Below are 23,196 nucleotides of genomic sequence, written 5' to 3' on the forward strand. Positions count from 1 at the left end.
CGCTCAGATTTTGTGATTTGCGTCCTGGAGATACAGAGTGGGTAATAATTTGATGCAGACGGATCTTTCCGTCTGGGGTATGTATCAGCACGCCGATATCGTGGTTAAGTGCGTGATGATTGGGCTGATTTTGGCATCAGTGGTCACCTGGGCTATCTTCTTTAGTAAGAGCCTTGAGTTCTTTACTCAGAAACGCCGCCTTAAGCGTGAACAGCAACTGCTGGCGGACGCCCGCTCTTTAGACCAGGCAAATGAGATTGCTGCAGGATTTGATGGCAAAAGCCTGGGCGCACAGTTGATTTACGAAGCGCAGAACGAACTGGAATTGTCAGAAGGCAGCGACGACAACGAAGGTATTAAAGAGCGTACCGGCTTTCGTCTGGAGCGTCGTGTGGCGGCGGTAGGTCGTCATATGGGACGTGGTAACGGCTACCTGGCCACCATCGGGGCTATCTCTCCATTTGTGGGTCTGTTCGGTACTGTATGGGGCATCATGAATAGCTTCATCGGGATTGCACAAACCCAAACGACCAACCTGGCCGTTGTTGCGCCGGGTATCGCAGAAGCACTGTTAGCGACGGCGATCGGTCTGGTCGCGGCAATTCCTGCGGTCGTTATCTACAACATTTTCGCACGTCAGATTGGCAGCTATAAAGCGATGCTGGGCGATGTCGCGGCACAGGTATTGTTGCTGCAAAGTCGCGATCTGGACCTGAACGCTAGCGCTTCTGCCCATCCGGTACGTGCTGCGCAGAAATTACGTGTAGGATAATGTTCCATGGCAATGAGCTTTAATGAAAACCTGGACGATAACGGTGAAATGCATGAAATCAACGTGACGCCGTTTATCGATGTTATGTTGGTTTTATTGATCATCTTTATGGTGGCCGCACCGTTGGCAACGGTGGATGTGAAGGTGAATCTCCCGGCTTCCACCAGCACGCCGCAGCCGCGTCCGGAAAAACCGGTTTACCTGTCTGTTAAAGCCGATAAGAGTATGTTTATTGGCAACAATCAGGTGACGGATGACACCATGATTAGCGAATTAAATACGCTGACCGATGGGAAGAAAGACACCACGATTTTCTTCCGTGCGGATAAAACCGTCGATTATGAAACCATGATGAAAGTTATGGATACGCTGCATCAGGCGGGTTTCCTGAAGATTGGTCTGGTCGGTGAAGAGACCGTGAAAGCGAAGTAATCCTGATTGCCGGGTAATGGTTGTTGCCTTACCCGGCCTTCCTCTCCTGATTTAACTCTCCCCACACGCCCTTATCTGTCCTCATCCAGTGCGACTGCCGTTATCCTGGTGGGTTCGTAGTTCCCTTCAGACAGTTTACGCGTCAGGCGTAAGGTGGCTGTTTCTCGCTTGAGTATATGCTGGTATGTGCTCTCCAGCCGGGCCATGATTTTGTCCCGTAGTTCTGGTTGCTGCTCCATAATGGCTTCAATCGCGGCGCCATAGATCTCTTCTTTAGCCTGTAGCGCATAAATTTCGCGACGATTTTGCCATTTCATCCGCACCAGCGCGGCGGGAATAGAGACCATCTCCTGGGCAACGCTTTCCAACGTCGCATTTTTATTGGCAATCAATACGGCCAAATTTTGCTTTAAGACAAACTCATCGCTTTTATGGTCATCTAAAGCCAAATAAACATTATTATCCTCAACATCTTTCATTTTATTTCTCTTCCAGAGAATAAAAAATAGGATCGCTGGTCTCACGCGTAATTAAATTAAGCCAAATTTTATTGCCCTGTTCATTTACGCTGGCTGTTTTTGTCGATAAAATTTTACTTAATTCTTGAGCGTTAATGTCGCCTTCCGCTTGTAGTGAATTGAGCAGGCGAGTGAAGGACTCAATTTTTGCGGCACGAAACAGGCGCTCTTTTAAATGGCGATCGCACTCTTCAAATAACATATTGCGCGCCTGGCCGTTAGCTGTAGAGCTAATCAAAATATCGGGTTCGTAATCGCTTAATGTTCTCTTTCCCTGAGTCAAATTTTTACTATTATCTGCGGGACGGGTATTAGTAGATGAGCTGGATAAGTGAAAACGCGAGGGAACAAGATGCTCGGGAAGCATGTTGAAATATCCTTTGATGCCAATGATATGTTGTTCTAAATAAACCAGGCTGCGTTGACAATAGCATGGCGTAATTTTAAAATCAAAAAAAATGGAGCCAGTATATGAACAGTATATTTTATTCTGTTATTACCCTGCTATTGCTTACCTGCGGGGTACTTTTGTTGATGCGCAGTGCAAATAAAAACCGATATGCAGAAAATGGGCACTCTGAAAACCAGCCGGAAATGCTGAGTAAAGAAGAGGGGGAAGATCATTTTTCGGTACTGATGAATTCGATTACACCAGTATGGTATTGGCGCGTTAATCACGAATATATCGATTTTATCCACTCCACGATCAAGCGGATGACAATGGTGGAGCTAAATGAGACGCCAGGGCTATTTGATGCACAGCGGCGTTGTAGCGATCTCAACTCTGCGGTGTATAAATATTACGACAATATAAAAAAGCGCTGTCTGAGCGGTGAGAAAGTCCCGCATGCCGATCTGGATGTGCTTAACTTACGCCAGTGCTTCAGGGAGTTCAGTCTGGAGGCTTATCCTGCGCTTGTCGCGCTGGTGTGGCCGGAATTTCAACGTCCAGAGATCAAAGCGGAAGAGGTGTGAAGGGATTGGCTGGCCCTGTTACGTGCCGGGGAGGCTCACGCCGCTTCCCGGCACAGAGTTACAAACGGCTATTTGTCAGATGAGGCCTGCCACAGGTTCAGCTTACCATCCGCGACATGCTTATCGATCTGCGCCAGTTCTTCGGCGCTGAACGTCAGGTTAGCCAACGCCTGAACGTTCTCCTCCAGTTGCTCCGGTCGGCTGGCGCCAATTAATACCGACGTCACCCGGTTGTCTTTCAGCAGCCAGCTTAAGGCCATTTGCGCCATCGACTGTCCGCGCTGTTGCGCCATTTCATTGAGCAAACGCAGGCTGTTAAGGTTTTCTTCCGTCAGCATATTTTCCGTCAGCCCACGAACTTTTTTCCCTTCACGCTGCATGCGTGAACCTTCCGGAATGCCGTTGAGGTATTTCCCCGTCAGCAGCCCCTGGGCCAGCGGCGTAAATGCGATGCAGCCCATGCCGTTGGATTCCAGCGTATCCAGCAGACCGCTGCTGTCTACCCAACGGTTAAGCAGGTTGTAAGAAGGCTGGTGGATCAGCAGCGGAATTTTCCATTCCCGCATCAGCTCGGCCATTTTCTGCGTACGCTCCGGAGAATAGGATGAGATGCCGACATACAGCGCTTTACCGCTTTGCACCGCATGGGCCAGCGCTGAGGCGGTCTCTTCCATTGGCGTATTTTCGTCAACGCGGTGCGAGTAGAAGATATCGACATAGTCGAGGCCCATGCGTTTCAGGCTCTGGTCGAGGCTGGCGAGCAGGTATTTGCGCGAACCGCCAGAACCGTATGGCCCTGGCCACATGTCATAGCCTGCCTTGGTGGAGATGATCAGTTCATCACGATAGTGTGCAAAATCCTCGCGCAGTAATCGGCCAAAATTCTCTTCTGCGCTGCCCGGAGGCGGCCCGTAGTTATTGGCTAAATCAAAATGCGTGATGCCTAAATCAAATGCTTTACGCAGCAGAGCGCGCTGTGAATCCAGCGCCTGAACGTGCCCAAAACTGTGCCACAAACCCAGTGATAGCGCGGGTAAACGTAAACCGCTGCGCCCGCAGTAGCGATAGAGCATCTGCTCGTAACGTTCAGGATTGGCAAACCAGTCCATGAGATCTCCTTAGTGCAGGTGAATTTCGAAACAACGTTTCTATTCTAGCGGGTTCATGGTGAATATCCCGTTCACCAGGTCACACTGGAATGAAAAACTGGGCAAAAACAGACCACTGTGCTTTGCTTAAAAAAACATCGATCCGGAGTGCTGCCATGCCGCGTCTAACTGCCAAAGACTTTCCGCAAGAATTGCTCGACTACTATGACTATTACGCTCATGGCAAAATAACGAAACGCGAGTTTCTCAATCTTGCTGCGAAATATGCAGTCGGTGGTATGACGGCGCTGGCATTATTCAATGTATTGAAACCCAATTATGCCCTCGCAACGCAGGTGGAGTTCACCGATCCTGATATCCTGGCGGAATACATGACTTATCCTTCACCTGAAGGGCATGGTGATGTGCGTGGGTATCTGGTTAAACCTGCGAAAGCGACGGGGAAAGTTTCGGCGGTAGTGGTGGTACATGAGAATCGTGGGCTGAATCCGTATATTGAGGATGTGGCACGGCGGGTGGCGAAGGCGGGCTATATTGCACTCGCGCCTGATGGATTAAGTTCAGTGGGGGGCTATCCTGGTAATGATGATAAAGGTCGGGAGTTGCAGCAGCAGGTTGACCCGGTAAAGCTGATGAACGACTTCTTTGCCGCCATTGAATTTATGCAGCGTTATTCAGGCGCGACGGGAAAGGTGGGGATCACCGGATTTTGCTACGGTGGCGGCGTGTCGAACGCCGCAGCCGTTGCTTTTCCTGAACTGGCCTGCGCAGTGCCTTTTTATGGGCGTCAGGTTCCTGCATCAGATGTCCCTAAAATCAAAGCGCCTTTATTACTGCACTATGCGCAATTAGATACCCGAATTAATGAGGGATGGCCTGCCTATGAAGCGGCGCTCAAAGCCAATAAGAAAGTCTATGAGGCATATATCTATCCCGGCGTTAATCATGGTTTTCATAATGACTCGACACCGCGTTATGATAATGCTGCCGCTGATTTGGCCTGGGAGCGTACTCTTGCATGGTTTAACAAATATTTGCGATAGAAAACAAGGGATTATTTAATGCTTCAGGTTAATTATCTGAATAATAATGCTAGCTAATTTCATTAGCATTCATGTTGATATAGTGTAAATAATATTGGATGTACTTAAGAAAGTAAAAAAATAAAGAATGCATTATATCTTCTCTGTTGCCTGCCGATAACAAGGATAAGTATCGCCTGATGGCGAATTCCTCATCAACGGCAAGGAAATTATTATGCGTTTGCTGAAAAACTTCACTATTCGTATTGTCATGTTGGCAATACTGGGACTTTTTTGCCTGCTCTGGTCGGGCGTGGGTTTATTCAGTCTTCATTCTTTATCAAAAATATCTGAAGGCAATGATATTGACCGTCATCTTGTCCATCAGATGACGGTACTCAGTCAGGGAAACGATCAGTATTTTCGCTTCGTAACGCGCTTAAGTCGCGCCATGGATGTCAAAATGAGCGGCGGAACGCCTGATTTTGCACCAGCGCAGCAGTCCCTGGAGAATATGAGCAAAAAACTCCAGGAGATGAAAACGTTGTCTCCGGGGCCTATGGATCCGGACGTTGCCGCGGCGGTACTGACGAAGTGGCAGGCGCTGCTGGATAACGGGGTGATTCCGCAAATGCAACTGGCGCAGCAGGGCACGCTTACGGCCTTTGCGGAGCATGCCAGCACCGTTACGCCAGCGCTGAGCCGTGAATTTGGCGCCAGTGCCGAACGTTTTAACGCCACGGCAGGTGAGCGGCTTGATACCACGCGCGTCATGGTCGATGGCAAAACGTCTATCATCCGGACGCTAATTATTACCGCCGTGATCCTCGGTATTGCTCTCCTGTTCTTCACAGATCGTTACCTCGTCGCCATGATGGTGAAACCCCTGGGACGTATCCGCCAGCAGTTCCAGCAGATTGCTCAGGGCGATCTCAGCCATCCAATCGAAGATTTTGGCCGTAACTGCGTGGGCCAACTGGTGCCGTTATTGTGCGCGATGCAGGACAGCCTGCGCGAAGCCGTCAGTACAATTCGCTCAGGTAGTGACAACATCTGGCGAGGGGCTACGGAAATTTCCACCGGCAATAACGATCTCTCATCGCGTACTGAGGAGCAGGCTGCGGCGCTGGAAGAGACCGCTGCCAGCATGGAGCAACTGACCGCAACGGTAAAACTGAACGCCGAAAACGCGCGTGAAGCCAGCCAGCTTGCCGATACGGCGACAGAGACGGCAGGTAAAGGGAGCAGCCTGGTTTCAGAAGTGGTTGAGACGATGGACGGCATTGCCGCCAGCTCTAAACAGATCGCGGAAATTACGTCTGTTATTAATAGCATTGCCTTCCAGACCAATATTCTGGCGCTGAACGCGGCAGTTGAAGCTGCCAGAGCAGGTGAACAGGGGCGTGGTTTTGCCGTTGTTGCCGGTGAGGTGCGTAACCTTGCCAGCCGTAGCGCCGGGGCGGCGAAAGAGATTGAGACGCTGATTGGCGAATCGTCGCGTCGCGTCGATCAGGGCGCTCGACTGGTTAAGGAGACAGGATTAACCATGGAGGCGATTCTGCGCGGAGCCACCGAAGTGACCGTTATCATGAAGCAAATTGCTTCTGCCTCAGAAGAACAGAATAAGGGCATCTCGCAGGTGAGCGTGGCGATCACGCAGATGGACAGCGTAACGCAACAGAACGCCGCGCTGGTAGAGCAAGTTTCCGCCGCGGCTGTGGCGCTTGAACGGCAAACGGAAGAGCTGCAACGCTCGGTACAACAGTTCCGCCTTTCAGCAAACGATGTGCAGTACGCCGCCGCCAGCACCGCTTCCCCTTCAGCAGACAGTAAAACGTCTGCAGTCGCTAAAAAGGATGAATGGGTGTCCTTTTAAGCGGGCATAAAAAAGTACGTGATACCTCTGGTCTTTGCTTAAAAAATCGCTATATAATTTATTATATAGCGATTGGAGGTTATGCATGGACAACCATTTTGGAAAAGGCTTGATGGCCGGATTAAACGCGTCAAGTGCGGATAGCGCACGCACGGCGGCCAATTTTTGTGCTGATTATAAACGCGGTTTTGTGCTGGGATTTTCTCATCGAATGTTTGAAAAAACGGGCGATCGACAGCTCAGCGCGTGGGAAGCGGGGATCCTCACGCGTCGCTATGGGCTGGATAAAGAGATGGTTATGGATTTCTTTAAAGAGAACCAGTCCAGTACAACAATTCGTTTTTTCATGGCTGGCTATCGTCTCGAAGCTTGATCCGAAAGGGGTATTATCTTGCTTTAATTAATTACACTATTGTCCTACGCCTTCGTTTTGTTGCTCCGCCGAAGTATTATAATGCACATAACCATATAAAAAGTGTGGTAAATGGCGCGCCGATCGCAATATGCAACATGCGAAAGGTGCAAAATAAAAGCCAGGTCTTCGCAACGGAATAACTATAAAATGACTGGAGATAACTCTCTCATCAATTCGAACGGCATCAATCGCCGTGATTTCATGAAGCTTTGTGCAGCACTGGCCGCTACCATGGGGCTCAGTAGCAAAGCCGCCGCAGAAATGGCCGAATCAGTTTCTCGTCCTCAGCGTCCACCGGTTATCTGGATTGGTGCGCAGGAGTGTACGGGCTGTACTGAATCGCTACTTCGCGCGACACACCCTACAGTGGAAAACCTCGTTCTGGAGACAATCTCTCTGGAATACCATGAGGTACTCTCTGCCGCTTTCGGCCACCAGGTCGAAGAGAATAAACATAACGCTCTGGAGAAGTACAAAGGGCAATATGTTTTGGTTGTAGATGGTTCTATCCCACTGAAAGACAATGGTATTTACTGCATGGTTGCCGGTGAGCCGATCGTAGATCACATCCGCCGGGCCGCAGAAGGCGCTGCCGCTATCATTGCCATCGGCTCTTGTGCCGCGTGGGGGGGGGTTGCTGCTGCTGGCGTTAACCCAACGGGTGCCGTCGGCTTGCAGGAAGTTCTACCAGGCAAAACCATCATCAACATCCCCGGCTGTCCTCCGAACCCGCACAACTTCCTTGCAACGGTCGCGCATATCATCACTTACGGTAAGCCGCCGAAGCTGGATACCAAAAACCGTCCGACATTTGCCTATGGTCGTTTGATTCACGAACACTGCGAACGTCGCCCGCACTTCGATGCAGGTCGTTTTGCTAAAGAGTTTGGCGATGAAGGTCACCGTGAAGGCTGGTGCCTCTACCATCTGGGCTGTAAAGGACCAGAAACCTACGGCAACTGCTCAACGCTGCAATTCTGCGATGTTGGCGGCGTGTGGCCGGTGGCTATCGGTCACCCTTGCTACGGCTGTAACGAAGAAGGTGTCGGTTTCCATAAAGGTATTCACCAGCTTGCTCATGTGGAAAACCAAACACCGCGTTCCGAGAAACCTGACGTCAATATGAAAGAAGGCGGCAATATTTCTGCCGGGGCGATTGGGCTGCTTGGTGGCGTAGTAGGACTGGTTGCCGGTGTCAGCGTGATGGCGGTTCGTGAACTGGGGCGTCAGCAGAAGAAAGATAACGCTGACTCACGGGGAGAATAACCGTGAACAGACGTAACTTTATTAAAGCAGCCTCCAGCGGGGCATTGCTGTTGGGCGCTGCGCCGTCCATCAGCCATGCGGCTGCAGAAAACCGTCCGCCGATCCCTGGTTCTCTTGGGATGCTCTATGACTCGACGCTGTGCGTAGGCTGCCAGGCCTGTGTCACCAAGTGTCAGGATATCAACTTCCCGGCGCGTAACCCGGAAGGCGAGCAGACCTGGTCGAACAACGACAAACTGTCACCGTATACCAATAACATCATCCAGGTGTGGCGTAGCGGAACAGGCGTCAACAAAGACCAGGAAGAAAACGGCTACGCATACATTAAGAAGCAGTGCATGCACTGTGTCGATCCGAACTGCGTCTCCGTTTGCCCGGTCTCCGCGCTGAAGAAAGATCCGAAAACTGGCATCGTCCACTATGACAAAGATGTTTGCACGGGCTGTCGTTACTGCATGGTCGCCTGCCCGTACAATGTGCCTAAGTATGACTACAACAACCCGTTTGGTGCGCTTCACAAATGTGAACTGTGTAACCAGAAAGGTGTTGAGCGTCTGGATAAAGGCGGTTTACCGGGTTGTGTTGAAGTGTGCCCTGCCGGTGCGGTGATTTTTGGTACGCGTGAAGAGCTGATGGCTGAGGCGAAAAAACGTCTCGCGCTGAAGCCTGGCAGCGAATACCACTATCCGCGTCAGACGGTGAAAGCAGGCGATACCTATCTGCATACGGTACCGAAGTATTACCCCCATCTGTACGGCGAGAAAGAGGGTGGTGGTACACAGGTTATGGTACTGACGGGCGTTCCTTACGAGGATTTGGATCTGCCGAAACTGGATGATCTTTCAACCGGTGCGCGTTCCGAACATGTTCAACATTCCTTGTACAAGGGCATGATATTACCCCTGGCTGCGCTGGCGGGCTTAACCGTGCTGGTTCGTCGTAACACGAAAAACGACCATCACGATGGAGGAGACGATCATGAGTCATGATCCTAAACCGCTGGGTGGAAAAATAATCAGCAAACCGGTCATTATTTTTGGGCCGCTTATCGTCCTGTGTATGCTCCTGATCGTGAAACGTCTGGTCTTCGGATTGGGCTCAGTCTCCGATCTGAACGGCGGTTTCCCATGGGGTGTATGGATCGCGTTTGACCTGCTGATTGGTACCGGCTTCGCATGTGGTGGCTGGGCGCTGGCGTGGGCGGTGTATGTTTTCAACAGAGGACAATACCATCCACTGGTACGTCCGGCGCTGCTGGCGAGCCTGTTTGGCTACTCGCTGGGTGGTCTGTCGATCACCATTGACGTCGGTCGTTACTGGAACCTGCCGTATTTCTACATTCCGGGCCACTTCAACGTGAACTCGGTACTGTTCGAAACGGCGGTCTGTATGACCATCTATATCGGCATCATGGCGCTGGAATTTGCTCCGGCTCTGTTTGAACGTCTGGGGTGGAAAGTCTCTCTCAAACGTTTGAATAAAGTGATGTTCTTTATTATTGCCCTTGGCGCGCTGCTGCCAACTATGCACCAGTCTTCAATGGGTTCATTGATGATTTCTGCGGGCTATAAGGTGCATCCGCTATGGCAAGCTTATGAAATGTTGCCGCTTTTCTCCGTATTAACCGCTTTTATTATGGGCTTCTCGATCGTCATCTTTGAAGGCTCGTTGGTACAAGCCGGGCTGAAAGGTAATGGTCCGGACGAGAAAAGTTTGTTCATCAAGCTGACGAATACCATCAGCGTGCTGTTGGCGATTTTCGTGGTTCTGCGCTTTGGCGAACTGATCTATCGCGACAAGCTGTCCTATGCGTTCTCAGGCGATCTTTACTCCCTGATGTTCTGGATTGAAGTCGTGCTGATGGTCTTCCCGCTGGTGGTGCTGCGCGTCACTAAGCTGCGTAACGACTCGCGCATGCTGTATCTGTCTGCGCTGAGCGCATTGCTGGGTTGTGCGACATGGCGTCTGTCCTATTCGCTGGTGGCGTTCAATCCAGGTGGTGGTTACCACTACTTCCCGACCTGGGAAGAACTGTTGATTTCTATTGGTTTTGTGGCTATTGAGATTTGTGCATACATCGTACTCATTCGTCTACTGCCGATACTTCCTCCTTTAAAACAAAACGATCAAAATCGTCATGAGGCGAGCAAAGCATGAGCCAGAGAATTACTATTGATCCGGTAACCCGTATTGAGGGTCATTTACGCATCGACTGCGAAATCGAAAATGGCGTGGTATCTAAAGCATGGGCTTCCGGTACCATGTGGCGCGGCATGGAAGAGATCGTGAAAAACCGCGATCCGCGCGATGCCTGGATGATTGTGCAGCGTATCTGTGGCGTTTGTACTACCACTCACGCTATCTCTTCCGTTCGTGCAGCAGAAAGCGCGCTGAATATTGATGTTCCGGTGAACGCACAGTATATCCGTAACATCATTCTGGCCGCGCACACCACGCATGACCACATTGTTCACTTCTATCAGCTCTCTGCGCTGGACTGGGTGGATATCACCTCTGCACTGAAAGCAGATCCAGCGAAAGCGTCTGCCATGCTGAACGGCGTGTCCTCCTGGCACCTGAACAGCGCAGAAGAGTTCACTAAGGTTCAGAACAAGATCAAAGACCTTGTTGCCAGCGGTCAGTTAGGCATTTTTGCCAACGGTTGCTGGGGTCACCCGGCGATGCAGCTGCCGCCAGAAGTGAACCTGATTGCGGTCGCTCACTACCTGCAGGCGCTGGAATGCCAGCGTGATGCTAACCGTGTTGTGGCGCTGTTGGGGGGTAAAACGCCGCACATTCAGAACCTGGCGGTAGGCGGGGTTGCTAACCCAATTAACCTCGACGGCCTTGGCGTGCTGAACCTTGAGCGCCTGATGTATATCAAGTCCTTTATCGATAAGCTGAGCGACTTCGTTGAGCAGGTTTACAAGGTTGATACCGCAGTTATTGCTGCGTTCTACCCTGAGTGGCTGGAACGTGGTCAAGGTGCAGTTAACTATCTGAGCGCACCGGAATTCCCGACTGACGGTAAAAACGGCAGCTTCCTGTTCCCGGGTGGTTACATCACCAATGAAGATCTGTCGACCTATCGTCCGATCACCTCTCACTCCGATGAGTACCTGATCAAAGGGATTCAGGAGAGTGCGAAACACGCGTGGTACAAAGACGAAGCGCCGCAGGCTCCGTGGGAAGGCACAACGGTTCCTGATTACACCGGTTGGTCAGATGACGGTAAGTACTCCTGGGTTAAAGCACCGACCTTCTACGGTAAAACGGTTGAAGTGGGTCCGCTGGCCAACATGCTGTGTAAACTGGCGGCCAAACGCGAGTCTACCCATGCCAAGCTGAATGAAATCATCGCGATTTACACCAAGCTGACCGGTAAAACTATCGAAGTGTCACAGCTGCACTCTACGTTGGGCCGTATTATTGGCCGTACCGTTCACTGCTGTGAACTGCAGAACGTTCTGCAGGATCAGTACAACGCGCTGATTGTGAACATCGGCAAAGGCGACCACACCACCTTCGTGAAACCGGATATCCCGGCAACGGGTGAATTTAAAGGTGTCGGTTTCCTCGAAGCGCCGCGCGGTATGCTGTCTCACTGGATGGTGATCAAAGATGGCATTATCAGCAACTACCAGGCGGTAGTACCGTCAACCTGGAACTCTGGCCCACGTAACTTTAATGATGAAGTGGGACCGTATGAGCGTTCGCTGGTAGGTACGCCGATTGCCGATCCAAACAAACCGCTGGAAGTGGTTCGTACCATTCACTCCTTCGACCCTTGTATGTCATGTGCGGTGCATGTGGTGGACGTTGATGGGAACGAAGTGGTCTCAGTTAAGGTTCTGTAATGCGGATATTAGTCTTAGGGGTCGGCAATATTTTGCTGACCGACGAAGCCATCGGGGTACGTATCGTTGAGGCATTAGAACAACGGTACGTCCTGCCAGACTTTGTTGATGTTCTGGACGGTGGTACGGCTGGGATGGAGCTTCTCGGTGATATGGCGAACAGAGATCATCTGATCATTGCTGACGCCATTGTGTCGAAGAAAAACACGCCAGGAACGATGATGGTCCTGCGGGATGAAGAGATCCCGGCGCTGTTTACCAACAAAATCTCACCGCACCAGCTTGGTCTGGCCGACGTATTGTCGGCCCTGCGTTTCACCGGCGAGTTTCCGAAAAAGCTGACGTTAGTCGGTGTTATTCCGGAATCGCTGGAGCCGCATATCGGACTAACGCCAACGGTTGAAGCGATGATTGAACCTGCGCTTGAGCAGGTTCTTGCCGCGCTTCGCGAATCAGGTGTTGAAGCGATCCCGCGGGAGGCGGCTCATGTCTGAGGAGTTTGTCGGTTTTCAGACGGCCCCGAAGATGCAAATTCAGGCAGCGTTTGAAGAGGTTGCCCGGCGTTCAATGCACGATCTCTCTTTCCTGCATCCGAACATGCCGGTATATGTCTCTGAATTTACGCTGTTTGAAGGACAGTGGACGGGGTGTGTTATCACGCCCTGGATGCTCAGCGCACTGATTTTCCCCGGACCGGACCAGATCTGGCCGGTGCGTAAAGTCAGCGAAAAAATCGGACTGCGTCTGCCGTATGGCGAGATGACCTTTACCGTTGGTGAACTGGAGGGCGTATCGCAATACCTTTCCTGCTCACTGATGTCGCCGCTTTCGCACAGTATGTCGGCGCAAGAAGGCATGCGTCTGACTGACGATTGCGCGCGAATGCTGTTATCGCTGCCGGTTAGCGATCCGAATGCGCCGCAGCTTAATCGCCGCGCGTTGCTGCTGGGTCGTCGGAACTGCGAAAATGCATGAGCTGTCCCTTTGTCAGAGCGCGGTTGAGATTGTTCAACAGCAGGCAGAGCAGCACGGAGTCAAACGTGTAACCGGTGTTTGGCTGGAAATCGGGGCTCTCTCCTGCGTTGAAGAGAGCGCCGTTCGTTTCAGTTTCGACATCGTCTGTCAGGGGACGCTGGCTCAGGGTTGTGAGCTGCATATTGATTACAAGCCAGCCCAGGCATGGTGCTGGGATTGCAGTCAGGTTGTGGAAATCACCCAGCATGATGCGCAGTGTCCACAATGTCAGGGCGATCGTCTGCGGGTTGATGCTGGCGATTCACTGAAAGTGAAAAGTATTGAAGTCGAATAACCCATAGGTTGCTATGGGGCGGAGTCAGATATGTGTATTGGAGTCCCTGGTCAGGTTCTGGCCGTTGGTGAAGATATTCACCAGCTTGCGCAGGTTGAAGTGTGCGGCATCAAACGTGATGTCAATATTGCCCTGATTTGTGAAGGTGATACAGCTGAGCTGGTCGGGCAATGGGTGCTGGTGCACGTAGGGTTCGCCATGAGCATCATTGATGAAGATGAAGCTAAAGCCACGTTAGACGCACTTCGCCGCATGGAGTACGACGTCACCAGCGCGTGACAAATCCTGAATGAAATTGCCGGATAGCGGTTGCCATCCGGCAATTTATTTTAGTTCTGGCGCTTATCTTCGGTTTGGGTATCGAAGTCGCTGGCGTCATGGCGTTCATGAAGCTGCTCGTTCAGCGGTCCGTTAGTGCGGTTTACAATACGACCACGCTTAACCGCCGGACGCGCTGCAATCTCTTTTGCCCAGCGTTGTACGTGCTTGTAGCTTCCTGCGTCAAGGAACTCTGCTGCGTCGTAGACGTTGCCCAGAACCACATTGCCAAACCATGGCCAGACCGCCATATCGGCAATGGTGTATTCATCTCCGGCCACAAACTGATGTTGTGCCAATTGTTTATCCAGCACGTCGAGTAAGCGCTTGGCTTCCATGGTGAAGCGATTGATAGCGTACTCAATTTTAACCGGAGCATAGTTATAGAAGTGGCCAAAGCCTCCGCCGAGGAACGGCGCTGCGCCTTGTAACCAGAACAACCAGTTCAGCGCTTCGGTGCGTTTTGCCAAATCCTGCGGCAGGAAATAACCATATTTTTCCGCCAGATAGAGTAGGATTGCGCCAGATTCGAATACGCGAACCGGTGGGTTTTGCGAGTGATCGCGTAGCGCCGGGATCTTCGAGTTTGGATTCACCTCAACAAAGCCGCTGGAAAACTGATCGCCATCGCCAATGCGGATAATCCAGGCATCGTATTCCGCGCCCTTCACCCCCTGCGCCAGCAACTCCTCCAGCATGATCGTCACTTTCTGCCCGTTTGGCGTACCCAGCGAATAGAGCTGCAGCGGATGTTTGCCAACCGGCAGCGTTTTCTCGTGGGTGGCTCCGGAAACCGGGCGGTTGATATTGGCGAATGCGCCCCCGTTCGATTTTTCCCACGTCCAGACTTTCGCGGGCTGATAGGTATTGTCTGACATATTGACCTGCCTTCTGAGTGGTTGTGTTGATGCAGTGTAGCAGTTAGGTAGAACTCAATTTAACAGATTGGAACTTTATGTCGCTTTGTGCTGAAAGGGGAAGATAAATCTAACCCGTTCATTGTACCCGCTCCGTACTCCATGAAGAGGAAATCAATGTTGGACGGAAATTGCTACCGTATTCGCCATTAAAAATTGGCGGTGAATAAGCAGTAATAATGAAAAATGGTGTTCCAGGAGTAAGCGGTTATCAGGGCCCGGCGGGTGGGTGGGGCGCGGTAAAAGCCGTCACAGCTTCGGTGTTTTCGCAAAAGGCTGTCGCCCGCGACATTATCGCGATGTTCAAAATGAACCAGGTGAAAGGGTTCGACTGTCCGGGCTGTGCGTGGCCGGACCCAGGGCACCGTGCGCCAATGGAGCTGTGCGAAAATGGCGTTAAGGCGGTCTCCTGGGAGACAACCAGTAAAAAAGCGTCACCGGAATTTTTCAGCCGTCACCCGGTTTCCACACTCTGGCACTACAGCGATTATGAGCTGGATAATATCGGTCGTTTGACGCATCCGATGAAATACGATGCAGCATCAGATACCTGGCAGGCGGTGGATTGGGATATCGCCTTCCAGGAGATAGGCGAGCGTCTGCGCAGCTATGATTCACCCCAGCAGGTTGAGTTTTACACCTCCGGCAGAACGTCAAATGAAGCGGCGTTCCTGTATCAGCTTTTTGCCCGCGAATATGGCAGCAGCAACTTTCCTGATTGCTCAAACATGTGCCACGGACCGACCAGCGCAGGGCTAACGCCGGCCATTGGCCTTGGAAAAGGGACCGTTGAACTTGACGATTTTGACCATTGCGATCTGGTGATTTGTATCGGGCATAACCCTGGCACTAATCATCCACGTATGCTGACCACCTTACGCGACGTTGCCAAACGCGGGGCTAAAATTATCTCTATCAATCCGCTGAACGAAAGGGGGCTTGAGCGCTTTAGTTTCCCGCAAAGCCCGAAAGAGATGTTCACCGGTCAGTCGACGCAGCTGAGCAACGACTACTACCAGGTAAAAATGGGCGGTGACGCCTCGCTGCTGAAAGGCATCATGAAGGCGCTGATCGAAATGGATGAAGCGCGGATCTTACTGGATCAGCAACCGACACTCGATCATGCGTTTATCGATGAGCATACCGCTGGATATGCAGCGCTGTATGAGGACTTACGTCAGCATAACTGGGCGGAGCTGGAACAGGACTCGGGCCTGACGCGCAGTCAGATGGAAGACCTGGCGCACAGCTACAGTAAATCTCGTGCCACTATTATTTGTTATGGTCTGGGCATCACCCAGCATAAAAACGGTACTGAGAACGTCCAGCAACTGGTAAACCTGCTGCTGCTGAAAGGCAATATGGGTAAGCCTGGGGCGGGGATCTGCCCGTTGCGCGGTCATTCTAACGTGCAAGGCGACCGTTCCGTGGGGATCAATGAAGCGGCATCCGAAGACTTCCTGCAACGCCTGGAGACGCATTTTTCTATCCGTGTGCCGCGCAAACATGGCCGCTCCAGCGTGGAGAGTATTCGGGCCATCGAACGGGGAGAGTCAAAAGCGCTCATTTGCATGGGGGGCAATCTGGCGGTGGCGATGCCGCAGCCGCAGCGTACCTTTGCGGCGATGAAAAATTTGGATCTGCAGGTCCATGTTGCGACCAAGCTGAACAGATCGCATTTGCTGCTGGCAAAGCATAATTACCTGCTGCCTGCATTAGGTCGAACGGAGCGCGACATTCAGGCGACGGGGATCCAGTCGGTGACCGTCGAAGACTCGATGTCGATGGTCCACGCTTCCTGCGGCGCGCTGAAGCCAGCTTCCCGCTGGTTAAAATCGGAACCCGCGATTGTGGCGGGCATGGCACACGCCACTCTGCCGCTTTCGCCGATCAACTGGGAAGCGTTAACCGGGGACTACGCACTGATCCGTGACGCCATTGAAGCCGTGATCCCGGCGTTCCACGATTACAATGCCCGTATTGCCGAGCCGGGCGGATTTCGTATGGATACGCCCGCTTCGCGCCGTGAATGGCGTACGGCGAATGGTAAAGCCAATTTTATCGTCAGCCATCAGCGGGCGGTAGAGCGAGAAAATCAGCCTGCCGATGCACTGGTTCTGGCGACGCTGCGCAGCCACGATCAATACAACACCACTATTTATGGTATGAACGATCGCTACCGTGGCATTACCGGTCGTCGGGATGTGGTGTTTTTAAGCGCTGAAGAAGCGGCGACTCGCGGTCTGAGCCAGGGAGATGTGGTCAACGTTCAGGCGCTGGACGACAGCGGCCAGCCCTGTGCGGATCGCATTATGTGCGGCTTGACGGTGGTGATTTACAACATGGCGGTGGGCTCAATAGGCGCTTATCTGCCAGAAGCGAATGTCCTGCTTTCGCTGGATGCGGTGGACACACAAAGTTTGACTCCGGCGTATAAAAGCGTACCGGTCACCGTGACAAAAGCGTAGTTCCTGCTGCGAATTTTTCGCCTCTGAGCGCCAGCCGCTGCGTTGAGGTGTATGATGATGTCGACCTCTGTCCGGTTAGTGTCGCAGAGCAGGCAATCAGAGCGAAAAATTCACGCCAACCTGCTCAGGCTGTATTGTTTTGAGGTAAGGTGCATGAGCAAAGGAACGACCAGTCAGGATGCCCCATTCGGGACATTATTGGGCTACGCCCCAGGCGGCGTAGCAATCTACTCTTCAGATTACAGCTCCCTCGACCCACGGGACTACGACGATGATGCGGCATTTCGCAGCTATATCGACGACGAATACATGGGCCACAAATGGCAGTGCGTAGAGTTCGCACGCCGCTTTCTCTTCCTTAATTATGGCGTGGTCTTCACCGATGTAGGCATGGCCTGGGAGATCTTTTCCTTACGCTTTCTGCGCGAAGTGGTGAATGACAATATCCTGCCGTTACAGGCATTTCCGAATGGTTCGCCCCGCGCGCCGGTAGCCGGTGCTCTGCTTATCTGGCAAAAAGGCGGTGAGTTTAACGATACCGGCCATGTGGCGGTCGTCACCCAGTTGCTGGAAAACAAAATCCGTATTGCCGAACAGAACGTGCTCCATACGCCGTTGCCTCCCGGACAGCAGTGGACCCGCGAACTGGAGATGGTGGTTGAAAACGGTTGTTACACCCTGCGTGATACCTTTGACGACACCACCATCCTTGGCTGGATGATCCAGACCGATGATACCCGTGACAGCCTGCCGCAGCCGGAGATCGCCAATGACTCGCTGAAAATTGGCGGCGCGCGACTGGAAGATAACGGGCAGTTTGACGGTAAATGGCTTGATGAACAGGATCCGCTGCAGAAAGCCTACGTGCTGGCGAACGGTCACGTGATTAATCAGGATCCGCATCAGTACTTCACCATTACCGAGAGTGCAGAGCAGGAGCTGATCAAAGCCACCAACGAGCTGCACCTGATGTATCTGCACGCGACCGACAAAGTGCTGAAAGATGACAACCTGTTGGCGCTGTTCGATATCCCGAAAATCCTCTGGCCGCGTCTGCGCCTTTCCTGGCAGCGTCGTCGGCATCATATGATTACGGGACGTATGGATTTCTGTATGGATGAACGCGGACTGAAGGTGTATGAGTACAACGCCGATTCCGCATCGTGCCATACCGAAGCCGGTTTGATCCTCGAAAGATGGGCCGAGCAGGGCTATACAGGACAGGGACACAACCCAGCTGAAGGATTGATCAACGAACTGGCGGGGGCCTGGAAGCACAGCCGCGCGCGTCCTTTTGTCCACATCATGCAGGATAAAGATATAGAGGAAAACTACCACGCTCAGTTTATGCAGCAGGCGCTACGTCAGGCCGGGTTTGACAGTAAAATTCTGCGTGGCCTCGATGAGCTACGTTGGGATGACGCTGGTCAGCTGATTGACGGGGACGGTCGTCTGGTGAACTGCGTCTGGAAAACCTGGGCGTGGGAAACCGCAATTGAGCAGGTGCGAGAGGTCAGTGAAACGGAGTACGCTGCGGTACCAATTCGTACCGGGCATACGAATCAGGAAGTGCGTTTAATCGACGTGTTGCTGCGCCCGGAAGTGCTGGTCTTTGAACCTCTGTGGACGGTGATCCCTGGTAATAAAGCGATTTTGCCGATCCTGTGGCAACTGTTCCCACACCACCGCTATCTGCTTGATACTGATTTCACTGTTAATGAAGAGCTGGCGCAAACCGGTTATGCAGTGAAACCTATTGCAGGACGTTGTGGCAGCAACATCGATCTGGTGAGCCATCAGGAAGAGTTACTGGATAAAACCAGCGGTAAGTTTGCCGAGCAGAAGAACATTTATCAGCAGCTTTGGTGTCTGCCAAAAATTGCTGGTAAATATATTCAGGTTTGTACCTTCACCGTAGGCGGTAACTATGGGGGGACCTGCCTGCGCGGCGATGAGTCGCTGGTGATTAAAAAAGAGAGCGATATCGAGCCGCTGATTGTAGTGAAGGAAGAGTAATCTTTTTGCGAGTTCTTGATTGAAATGCGAAAAGCCGGAGTATATCTCCGGCTTTTTTCTGTTTATAGTTAAATTGACGCTGATTATATATTGAAATAAGTCACATGAAATATGGATATAATGGTAATTATTACTTAAATTAATATTTTATAGCTCAAAAACATTCTTTTCATGAATGTTTTCAACGTTAATCAATTTCTTCCGCTTGTATTAGATAATATACTTTCTTGATTTTGTTTTTAGATGAATAATACTAATGTATTATTTGGTGCATTAGTGATATTGATCATGTTTTATCTCAGGTAATATGTCGGATTACGTCAGCATACTAATTATAATCGTTAATTGTCATTAACAGTCGTTGTTGACTGCCCGCAGAAATGACGTTGTAAGAAACACGTTGAGCGATTGGAAAATGCTCCGTTAGGAAATGTAAAATATCGGCAGGAACCGCCGGTCTGAGAGGGACGTATGGGTGACAGTTTTCAGAATGAAGTGCCGACGGCACGCGTTAATATTAAGTTAGATTTACATACCGGAGGCGTTCAGAAAAAGGTTGAATTGCCGTTAAAACTTTTGGCTGTAGGTGATTTCAGTAATGGTAGAGAACAACGACCATTATCCGAGCGCGAAAAGGTTGATATTAATAAAAATAATTTCAATGATGTGTTAGCTAAGTTCGCACCAGTAGTAAATATGAGTGTTAAAAATACGTTAGCTGGTGATGACAGAACTGACGATATTAACCTTACCTTTAAAAATATCCGCGATTTTGAACCTGAACAGGTCGCACGAAATATCCCACAATTACGCGTTCTGTTGGCTATGCGTAACTTACTGCGCGACCTGAAATCTAACTTACTCGATAACGCTGCTTTTCGTCGCGAGCTGGAAATCATCCTCAAAAATCCAGCCCTGAGTCAGGAACTGCGTGATGAACTGGCAACCATGATGCCAGAAGAGATTTAACGTTATACAGGGTTTCCTCCGCTTAATTGGCAGGAATAGTAAAGGATCATAAAAGGAATATGTTGATGTCTGTTCAGGAACATACCTCTTCAGTCGCGACCACCACGACCAGTGAACGCAGCGTTTATCAATCCCTCTTTGACAAAATTAATCTTTCCCCGGTTTCGACATTAAAAAATGTAGATGCATGGCAGAGCGATGAAGCGCTTTCTGATGCCGCTCCGGCTGAACGCGTGACCGCCGCTATTCAGGTTCTGGTCTCTTGCCTCGCGGATGCTGCGCAGCCAGTAGAGCGCCTGGATAAAACGCTGCTGGATGAGCAGATTGCTCGTCTGGACAAGCAGATTAGCGACCAGGTTAATGAAGTTATGCACCATGCTGAATTTCAAAAACAAGAATCGCTCTGGCGTGGTGTGCATTCGATGATCACCGGTATCGATTTTCGCCAAAATGTCCGTGTAGAAATGATGGATATCAGCAAGGATGCGCTGCGTGATGATTTTGACGACGCGCCGGAACTTATCCAAAGCGGGTTGTATCGCCATGTTTATATTGAAGAATATGATCAGCCTGGCGGCGAACCCATTGCGGCAATGATTTCAGCATACGAATTTGATAACAGCCCGCAGGATATTGCACTGCTGCGCAATATTTCGGGTGTGTCGGCTGCCTGTCATATGCCGTTCATTGGTTCCGTTGGGCCGAAATTCTTCCTGAAGGAAAATATGGAAGAAGTCGCGGCCATAAAAGATATCAATGATTATTTCGAACGAGCTGAATACATCAAGTGGAAAGCATTCCGTGATAGCGACGATTCACGCTATATCGGATTAACTATGCCGCGTGTTCTGGGTCGCCTGCCGTATGGTCCTGATACCGTGCCGGTACGTAGTTTTAACTATGTTGAAGAAGTTAAGGGCCCGGATCATGAAAAATATCTGTGGACCAGCGCCTCTTTCTCTTTCGCTGTGAACATGGTGAAAAGTTTTATCAAGAATGGCTGGTGCGTCCAGATCCGTGGACCACAGGCGGGTGGTGCGGTTAAAGACTTGCCTATCCATCTGTACGATCTGGGGACAGGTAATCAGGTGAAGATCCCGTCTGAGGTGATGATTCCAGAAACCCGGGAGTTTGAATTCGCCAACCTCGGCTTTATTCCGCTTTCTTATTATAAGAATCGTGATTACGCCTGCTTCTTTTCTGCTAACTCGGCTCAAAAACCTGCGCTGTTTGATACAGCGGAAGCGACGGCTAACAGCCGGATTAACTCACGTCTACCGTATATCTTCCTTCTTTCTCGTATCGCTCACTACCTGAAAATCCTGCAGCGAGAAAATATAGGTACGACCAAAGATCGCCGTCTGCTTGAACTTGAACTGAACAACTGGCTGCGCAGTCTGGTAACCGAAATGACCGATCCTGGCGATGACTTGCAGGCTTCACACCCGCTTCGTGACGGGCGTGTTGTGGTGGAGGATATTGAGGATAACCCAGGCTTCTTCCGCGTGCGCCTGTATGCCATTCCGCATTTTCAGGTTGAAGGTATGGACGTCAGTTTGTCGTTAGTTTCACAAATGCCTAAGTCGAAATCTTAACGACACAATGCACAGGAGGTGCGATGAAGATCTATCGCCCGTTATGGAGCGAGGGGGCCTTTCTGGCTCCCCAGCAGTTTCAGCAACAGACACGTTGGGATGCCTATGTAGCCAACGTTGTGGCTCATATGTCACTTTCATCACCGTGGGGCGTCATCAGCGCGGAGTTTGATGAAAGTGCGCTAACGGTTTCCCGTTTGAATCCCGTTAATCTGGTTGTGCGTTTTCCTGACGGTACGTTAGTGGATACAGGTATTTCAGATAACCTGCCTCCGGCGTGTGATTTATCGCATCTTACTGGTTACAGCAGCGTTGATATCGTCCTGGCGTTGCCGCTGCTTTCGGCTAATGGCGGCAATCTTTCGTCAGGCAACGGCGTTAGCCGTCCGTGTCGCTGGCAGCAGGAATGGCTGCCAGTGCAGGATCTCTCTGGTCAGGAACGGACTGATATGGCAGTGCTGCGGCATGCTATCACCCTCCGGTATGCCCACGATGATAACAGCGCTTATCTGACCTGTCCGGTAGCTTGCTTGACTCGTAATGCTCAGGGGCAATGGGAGCTGGGACGCGATTTTTTACCGCCATCGCTTTCACTCTCAGCCAGCCCCTTATTAATCAATTCTCTCAGTGATTTGGTGCATCGCATCCAGGCCCGTTGTCGCCGTCTGATGGCCTTGCGTCGTGAAAGTAACGAACGAATGGCGGATTTTGCGGTAGCAGATGTTTCGTTGTTTTGGCTGCTGAATGCGCTTAATAGCTCGGAACCTGTACTGAGAGAAATGCTGCAAAACCCAGGCCGTCACCCCGAACTTTTGTGGCGTGAACTGGCGCGGTTAGCGGGCAGCCTGCTGACCTTTTCATTAGAAAATGATGTCAGCGTTGTGCCCCCATACCAGCACGCAAATCCGCAGCAAGTATTCCCTCCATTGTTTGCATTGCTGGTGGAACTGCTGGAAGCCAGCCTGCCATCTCGTGTTGTCGCTATTGAGCTGACGCAGGAGAGACAGTTCTGGAATGGCGCACTGTCGGATGCTCGACTGCGTGAAGGCGCTGATTTTTACCTGTCCGTTCGTTCAGATCTCCCTGCGCATGTCCTACTGACGCAATTTCCACAGCTCTGTAAAGCGGGGAGCCGGGCAGACGTGTCTGATGTAGTCAATGTAGCACTTAGCGGAATTCCGTTAAAACCGCTGACGCATGTCCCCGCAGCCATCCCGTTACGACTGGAAAATCAATACTTTGCTCTTGAGATTAATCATCCAGCAGCTCAGGCCATGCTGGACGCTGGTAATTGCGCCTTCTATGTGCCGGGAACGCTGGGAGAGATTCAACTCGAGTTATTCGCCGTATTAAGGGATTGAA

General features: G+C 51.2%; 23 protein-coding genes. 19 read left to right on the forward strand and 4 right to left on the reverse strand.

Annotation, left to right across the window (positions count from 1 at the left end; genetic code table 11):
• Positions 1 to 37: 37 nt before the first annotated feature.
• Both exbB and exbD read left to right on the forward strand, forming a co-directional pair.
• A complete protein-coding gene (exbB, locus tag GFC06_RS08015) occupies positions 38 to 772 on the forward strand; it encodes a tol-pal system-associated acyl-CoA thioesterase (RefSeq protein WP_016154502.1) in 735 nt (244 codons plus the stop codon).
• Positions 773 to 778: 6 nt separating this feature from the next.
• A complete protein-coding gene (exbD, locus tag GFC06_RS08020; protein WP_016154501.1) occupies positions 779 to 1,204 on the forward strand; it encodes a TonB system transport protein ExbD in 426 nt (141 codons plus the stop codon).
• Between the two features lie 71 nt (positions 1,205 to 1,275).
• On the opposite strand, the gene GFC06_RS08025 is transcribed toward exbD, so the two are convergent.
• On the reverse strand, positions 1,276 to 1,683 hold the full coding sequence (locus GFC06_RS08025; RefSeq protein ID WP_016154500.1) for a hypothetical protein: 408 nt from the start codon (positions 1,681 to 1,683) through the stop codon (positions 1,276 to 1,278).
• 1 nt (position 1,684) lies between these two features.
• Entirely contained in the window at positions 1,685 to 2,089 is a 405-nt protein-coding gene (locus GFC06_RS08030) for a hypothetical protein (protein ID WP_153690004.1), read from the reverse strand.
• 104 nt (positions 2,090 to 2,193) lie between these two features.
• On the opposite strand from GFC06_RS08030, the gene GFC06_RS08035 reads away from it, so the two are divergent.
• Positions 2,194 to 2,697, forward strand: a complete 504-nt coding sequence (locus tag GFC06_RS08035) for an ESA_00282 family adhesion-associated protein (RefSeq protein WP_016154498.1) — start codon at positions 2,194 to 2,196, stop codon at positions 2,695 to 2,697.
• A 68-nt stretch (positions 2,698 to 2,765) separates the two neighbouring features.
• On the opposite strand, the gene GFC06_RS08040 is transcribed toward GFC06_RS08035, so the two are convergent.
• The gene (locus tag GFC06_RS08040) at positions 2,766 to 3,806 is read right to left on the reverse strand and encodes an aldo/keto reductase (RefSeq protein WP_016154497.1); all 1,041 of its coding nucleotides are present in this window, start codon (positions 3,804 to 3,806) and stop codon (positions 2,766 to 2,768) included.
• A gap of 155 nt (positions 3,807 to 3,961) precedes the next feature.
• Here GFC06_RS08040 and yghX point away from each other — a divergent pair, with 155 nt between their 5' ends.
• The 11 genes from yghX (at position 3,962) to hybG (ending at position 13,830) form a co-directional block, all read left to right on the forward strand.
• On the forward strand, positions 3,962 to 4,849 hold the full coding sequence (gene yghX / locus GFC06_RS08045) for a YghX family hydrolase (RefSeq protein ID WP_153690735.1): 888 nt from the start codon (positions 3,962 to 3,964) through the stop codon (positions 4,847 to 4,849).
• Positions 4,850 to 5,063: 214 nt separating this feature from the next.
• The gene (locus GFC06_RS08050; RefSeq protein ID WP_153690005.1) at positions 5,064 to 6,704 is read left to right on the forward strand and encodes a methyl-accepting chemotaxis protein; all 1,641 of its coding nucleotides are present in this window, start codon (positions 5,064 to 5,066) and stop codon (positions 6,702 to 6,704) included.
• Between the two features lie 85 nt (positions 6,705 to 6,789).
• A complete protein-coding gene (locus tag GFC06_RS08055) occupies positions 6,790 to 7,077 on the forward strand; it encodes a DUF2623 family protein (protein ID WP_016154494.1) in 288 nt (95 codons plus the stop codon).
• 189 nt (positions 7,078 to 7,266) lie between these two features.
• On the forward strand, positions 7,267 to 8,385 hold the full coding sequence (hybO, locus tag GFC06_RS08060; protein WP_016154493.1) for a hydrogenase 2 small subunit: 1,119 nt from the start codon (positions 7,267 to 7,269) through the stop codon (positions 8,383 to 8,385).
• 2 nt (positions 8,386 to 8,387) lie between these two features.
• Positions 8,388 to 9,374, forward strand: coding sequence for a hydrogenase 2 operon protein HybA (hybA, locus tag GFC06_RS08065; RefSeq protein ID WP_003828357.1), 987 nt, complete (start codon positions 8,388 to 8,390; stop codon positions 9,372 to 9,374).
• A complete protein-coding gene (gene hybB, locus GFC06_RS08070; protein ID WP_016154492.1) occupies positions 9,364 to 10,542 on the forward strand; it encodes a Ni/Fe-hydrogenase cytochrome b subunit in 1,179 nt (392 codons plus the stop codon). Before hybA ends, hybB begins: the two co-directional genes overlap by 11 nt.
• On the forward strand, positions 10,539 to 12,242 hold the full coding sequence (hybC, locus tag GFC06_RS08075; protein WP_003024476.1) for a hydrogenase 2 large subunit: 1,704 nt from the start codon (positions 10,539 to 10,541) through the stop codon (positions 12,240 to 12,242). Before hybB ends, hybC begins: the two co-directional genes overlap by 4 nt.
• Positions 12,242 to 12,736 carry a HyaD/HybD family hydrogenase maturation endopeptidase gene (locus GFC06_RS08080; RefSeq protein WP_016157468.1) on the forward strand — a complete coding sequence of 165 codons (495 nt, stop codon included), beginning with the start codon at positions 12,242 to 12,244 and terminating at the stop codon, positions 12,734 to 12,736. Before hybC ends, GFC06_RS08080 begins: the two co-directional genes overlap by 1 nt.
• Positions 12,729 to 13,217: a hydrogenase-2 assembly chaperone gene (hybE, locus tag GFC06_RS08085; protein ID WP_016154490.1), complete on the forward strand. Its 489-nt coding sequence runs from the start codon at positions 12,729 to 12,731 to the stop codon at positions 13,215 to 13,217. Before GFC06_RS08080 ends, hybE begins: the two co-directional genes overlap by 8 nt.
• Complete coding sequence (hypA, locus tag GFC06_RS08090) at positions 13,210 to 13,551, forward strand: hydrogenase maturation nickel metallochaperone HypA (RefSeq protein WP_016157467.1); 342 nt, start codon at positions 13,210 to 13,212, stop codon at positions 13,549 to 13,551. The genes hybE and hypA overlap by 8 nt, the downstream gene beginning before the upstream one ends.
• 30 nt (positions 13,552 to 13,581) lie before the next feature.
• On the forward strand, positions 13,582 to 13,830 hold the full coding sequence (gene hybG, locus GFC06_RS08095; protein WP_003024459.1) for a hydrogenase maturation factor HybG: 249 nt from the start codon (positions 13,582 to 13,584) through the stop codon (positions 13,828 to 13,830).
• Positions 13,831 to 13,880: 50 nt separating this feature from the next.
• Here the strand turns inward: hybG and yghU are convergent, their stop codons facing one another.
• Positions 13,881 to 14,747 carry a glutathione-dependent disulfide-bond oxidoreductase gene (yghU, locus tag GFC06_RS08100; RefSeq protein ID WP_153690006.1) on the reverse strand — a complete coding sequence of 289 codons (867 nt, stop codon included), beginning with the start codon at positions 14,745 to 14,747 and terminating at the stop codon, positions 13,881 to 13,883.
• Between the two features lie 218 nt (positions 14,748 to 14,965).
• On the opposite strand from yghU, the gene GFC06_RS08105 reads away from it, so the two are divergent.
• The 5 genes from GFC06_RS08105 to tssK all read left to right on the forward strand — a co-directional run bounded on the left by GFC06_RS08105 (position 14,966) and on the right by tssK (position 23,195).
• The gene (locus GFC06_RS08105) at positions 14,966 to 17,254 is read left to right on the forward strand and encodes an FdhF/YdeP family oxidoreductase (protein ID WP_153690007.1); all 2,289 of its coding nucleotides are present in this window, start codon (positions 14,966 to 14,968) and stop codon (positions 17,252 to 17,254) included.
• 153 nt (positions 17,255 to 17,407) lie between these two features.
• Positions 17,408 to 19,270, forward strand: a complete 1,863-nt coding sequence (gene gss, locus GFC06_RS08110) for a bifunctional glutathionylspermidine amidase/synthase (protein ID WP_016154486.1) — start codon at positions 17,408 to 17,410, stop codon at positions 19,268 to 19,270.
• 471 nt (positions 19,271 to 19,741) lie between these two features.
• Positions 19,742 to 20,239: a type VI secretion system contractile sheath small subunit gene (gene tssB / locus GFC06_RS08115; protein ID WP_016157465.1), complete on the forward strand. Its 498-nt coding sequence runs from the start codon at positions 19,742 to 19,744 to the stop codon at positions 20,237 to 20,239.
• A gap of 65 nt (positions 20,240 to 20,304) precedes the next feature.
• Positions 20,305 to 21,834, forward strand: coding sequence for a type VI secretion system contractile sheath large subunit (gene tssC, locus GFC06_RS08120; RefSeq protein WP_016157464.1), 1,530 nt, complete (start codon positions 20,305 to 20,307; stop codon positions 21,832 to 21,834).
• A gap of 23 nt (positions 21,835 to 21,857) precedes the next feature.
• A complete protein-coding gene (gene tssK / locus GFC06_RS08125) occupies positions 21,858 to 23,195 on the forward strand; it encodes a type VI secretion system baseplate subunit TssK (RefSeq protein ID WP_153690008.1) in 1,338 nt (445 codons plus the stop codon).
• The last annotated feature ends 1 nt before the right edge of the window (position 23,196 follow it).

Origin of the sequence: Citrobacter braakii (assembly GCF_009648935.1) — a bacterium.
Taxonomy (GTDB): Bacteria; Pseudomonadota; Gammaproteobacteria; order Enterobacterales; family Enterobacteriaceae; genus Citrobacter; species Citrobacter braakii.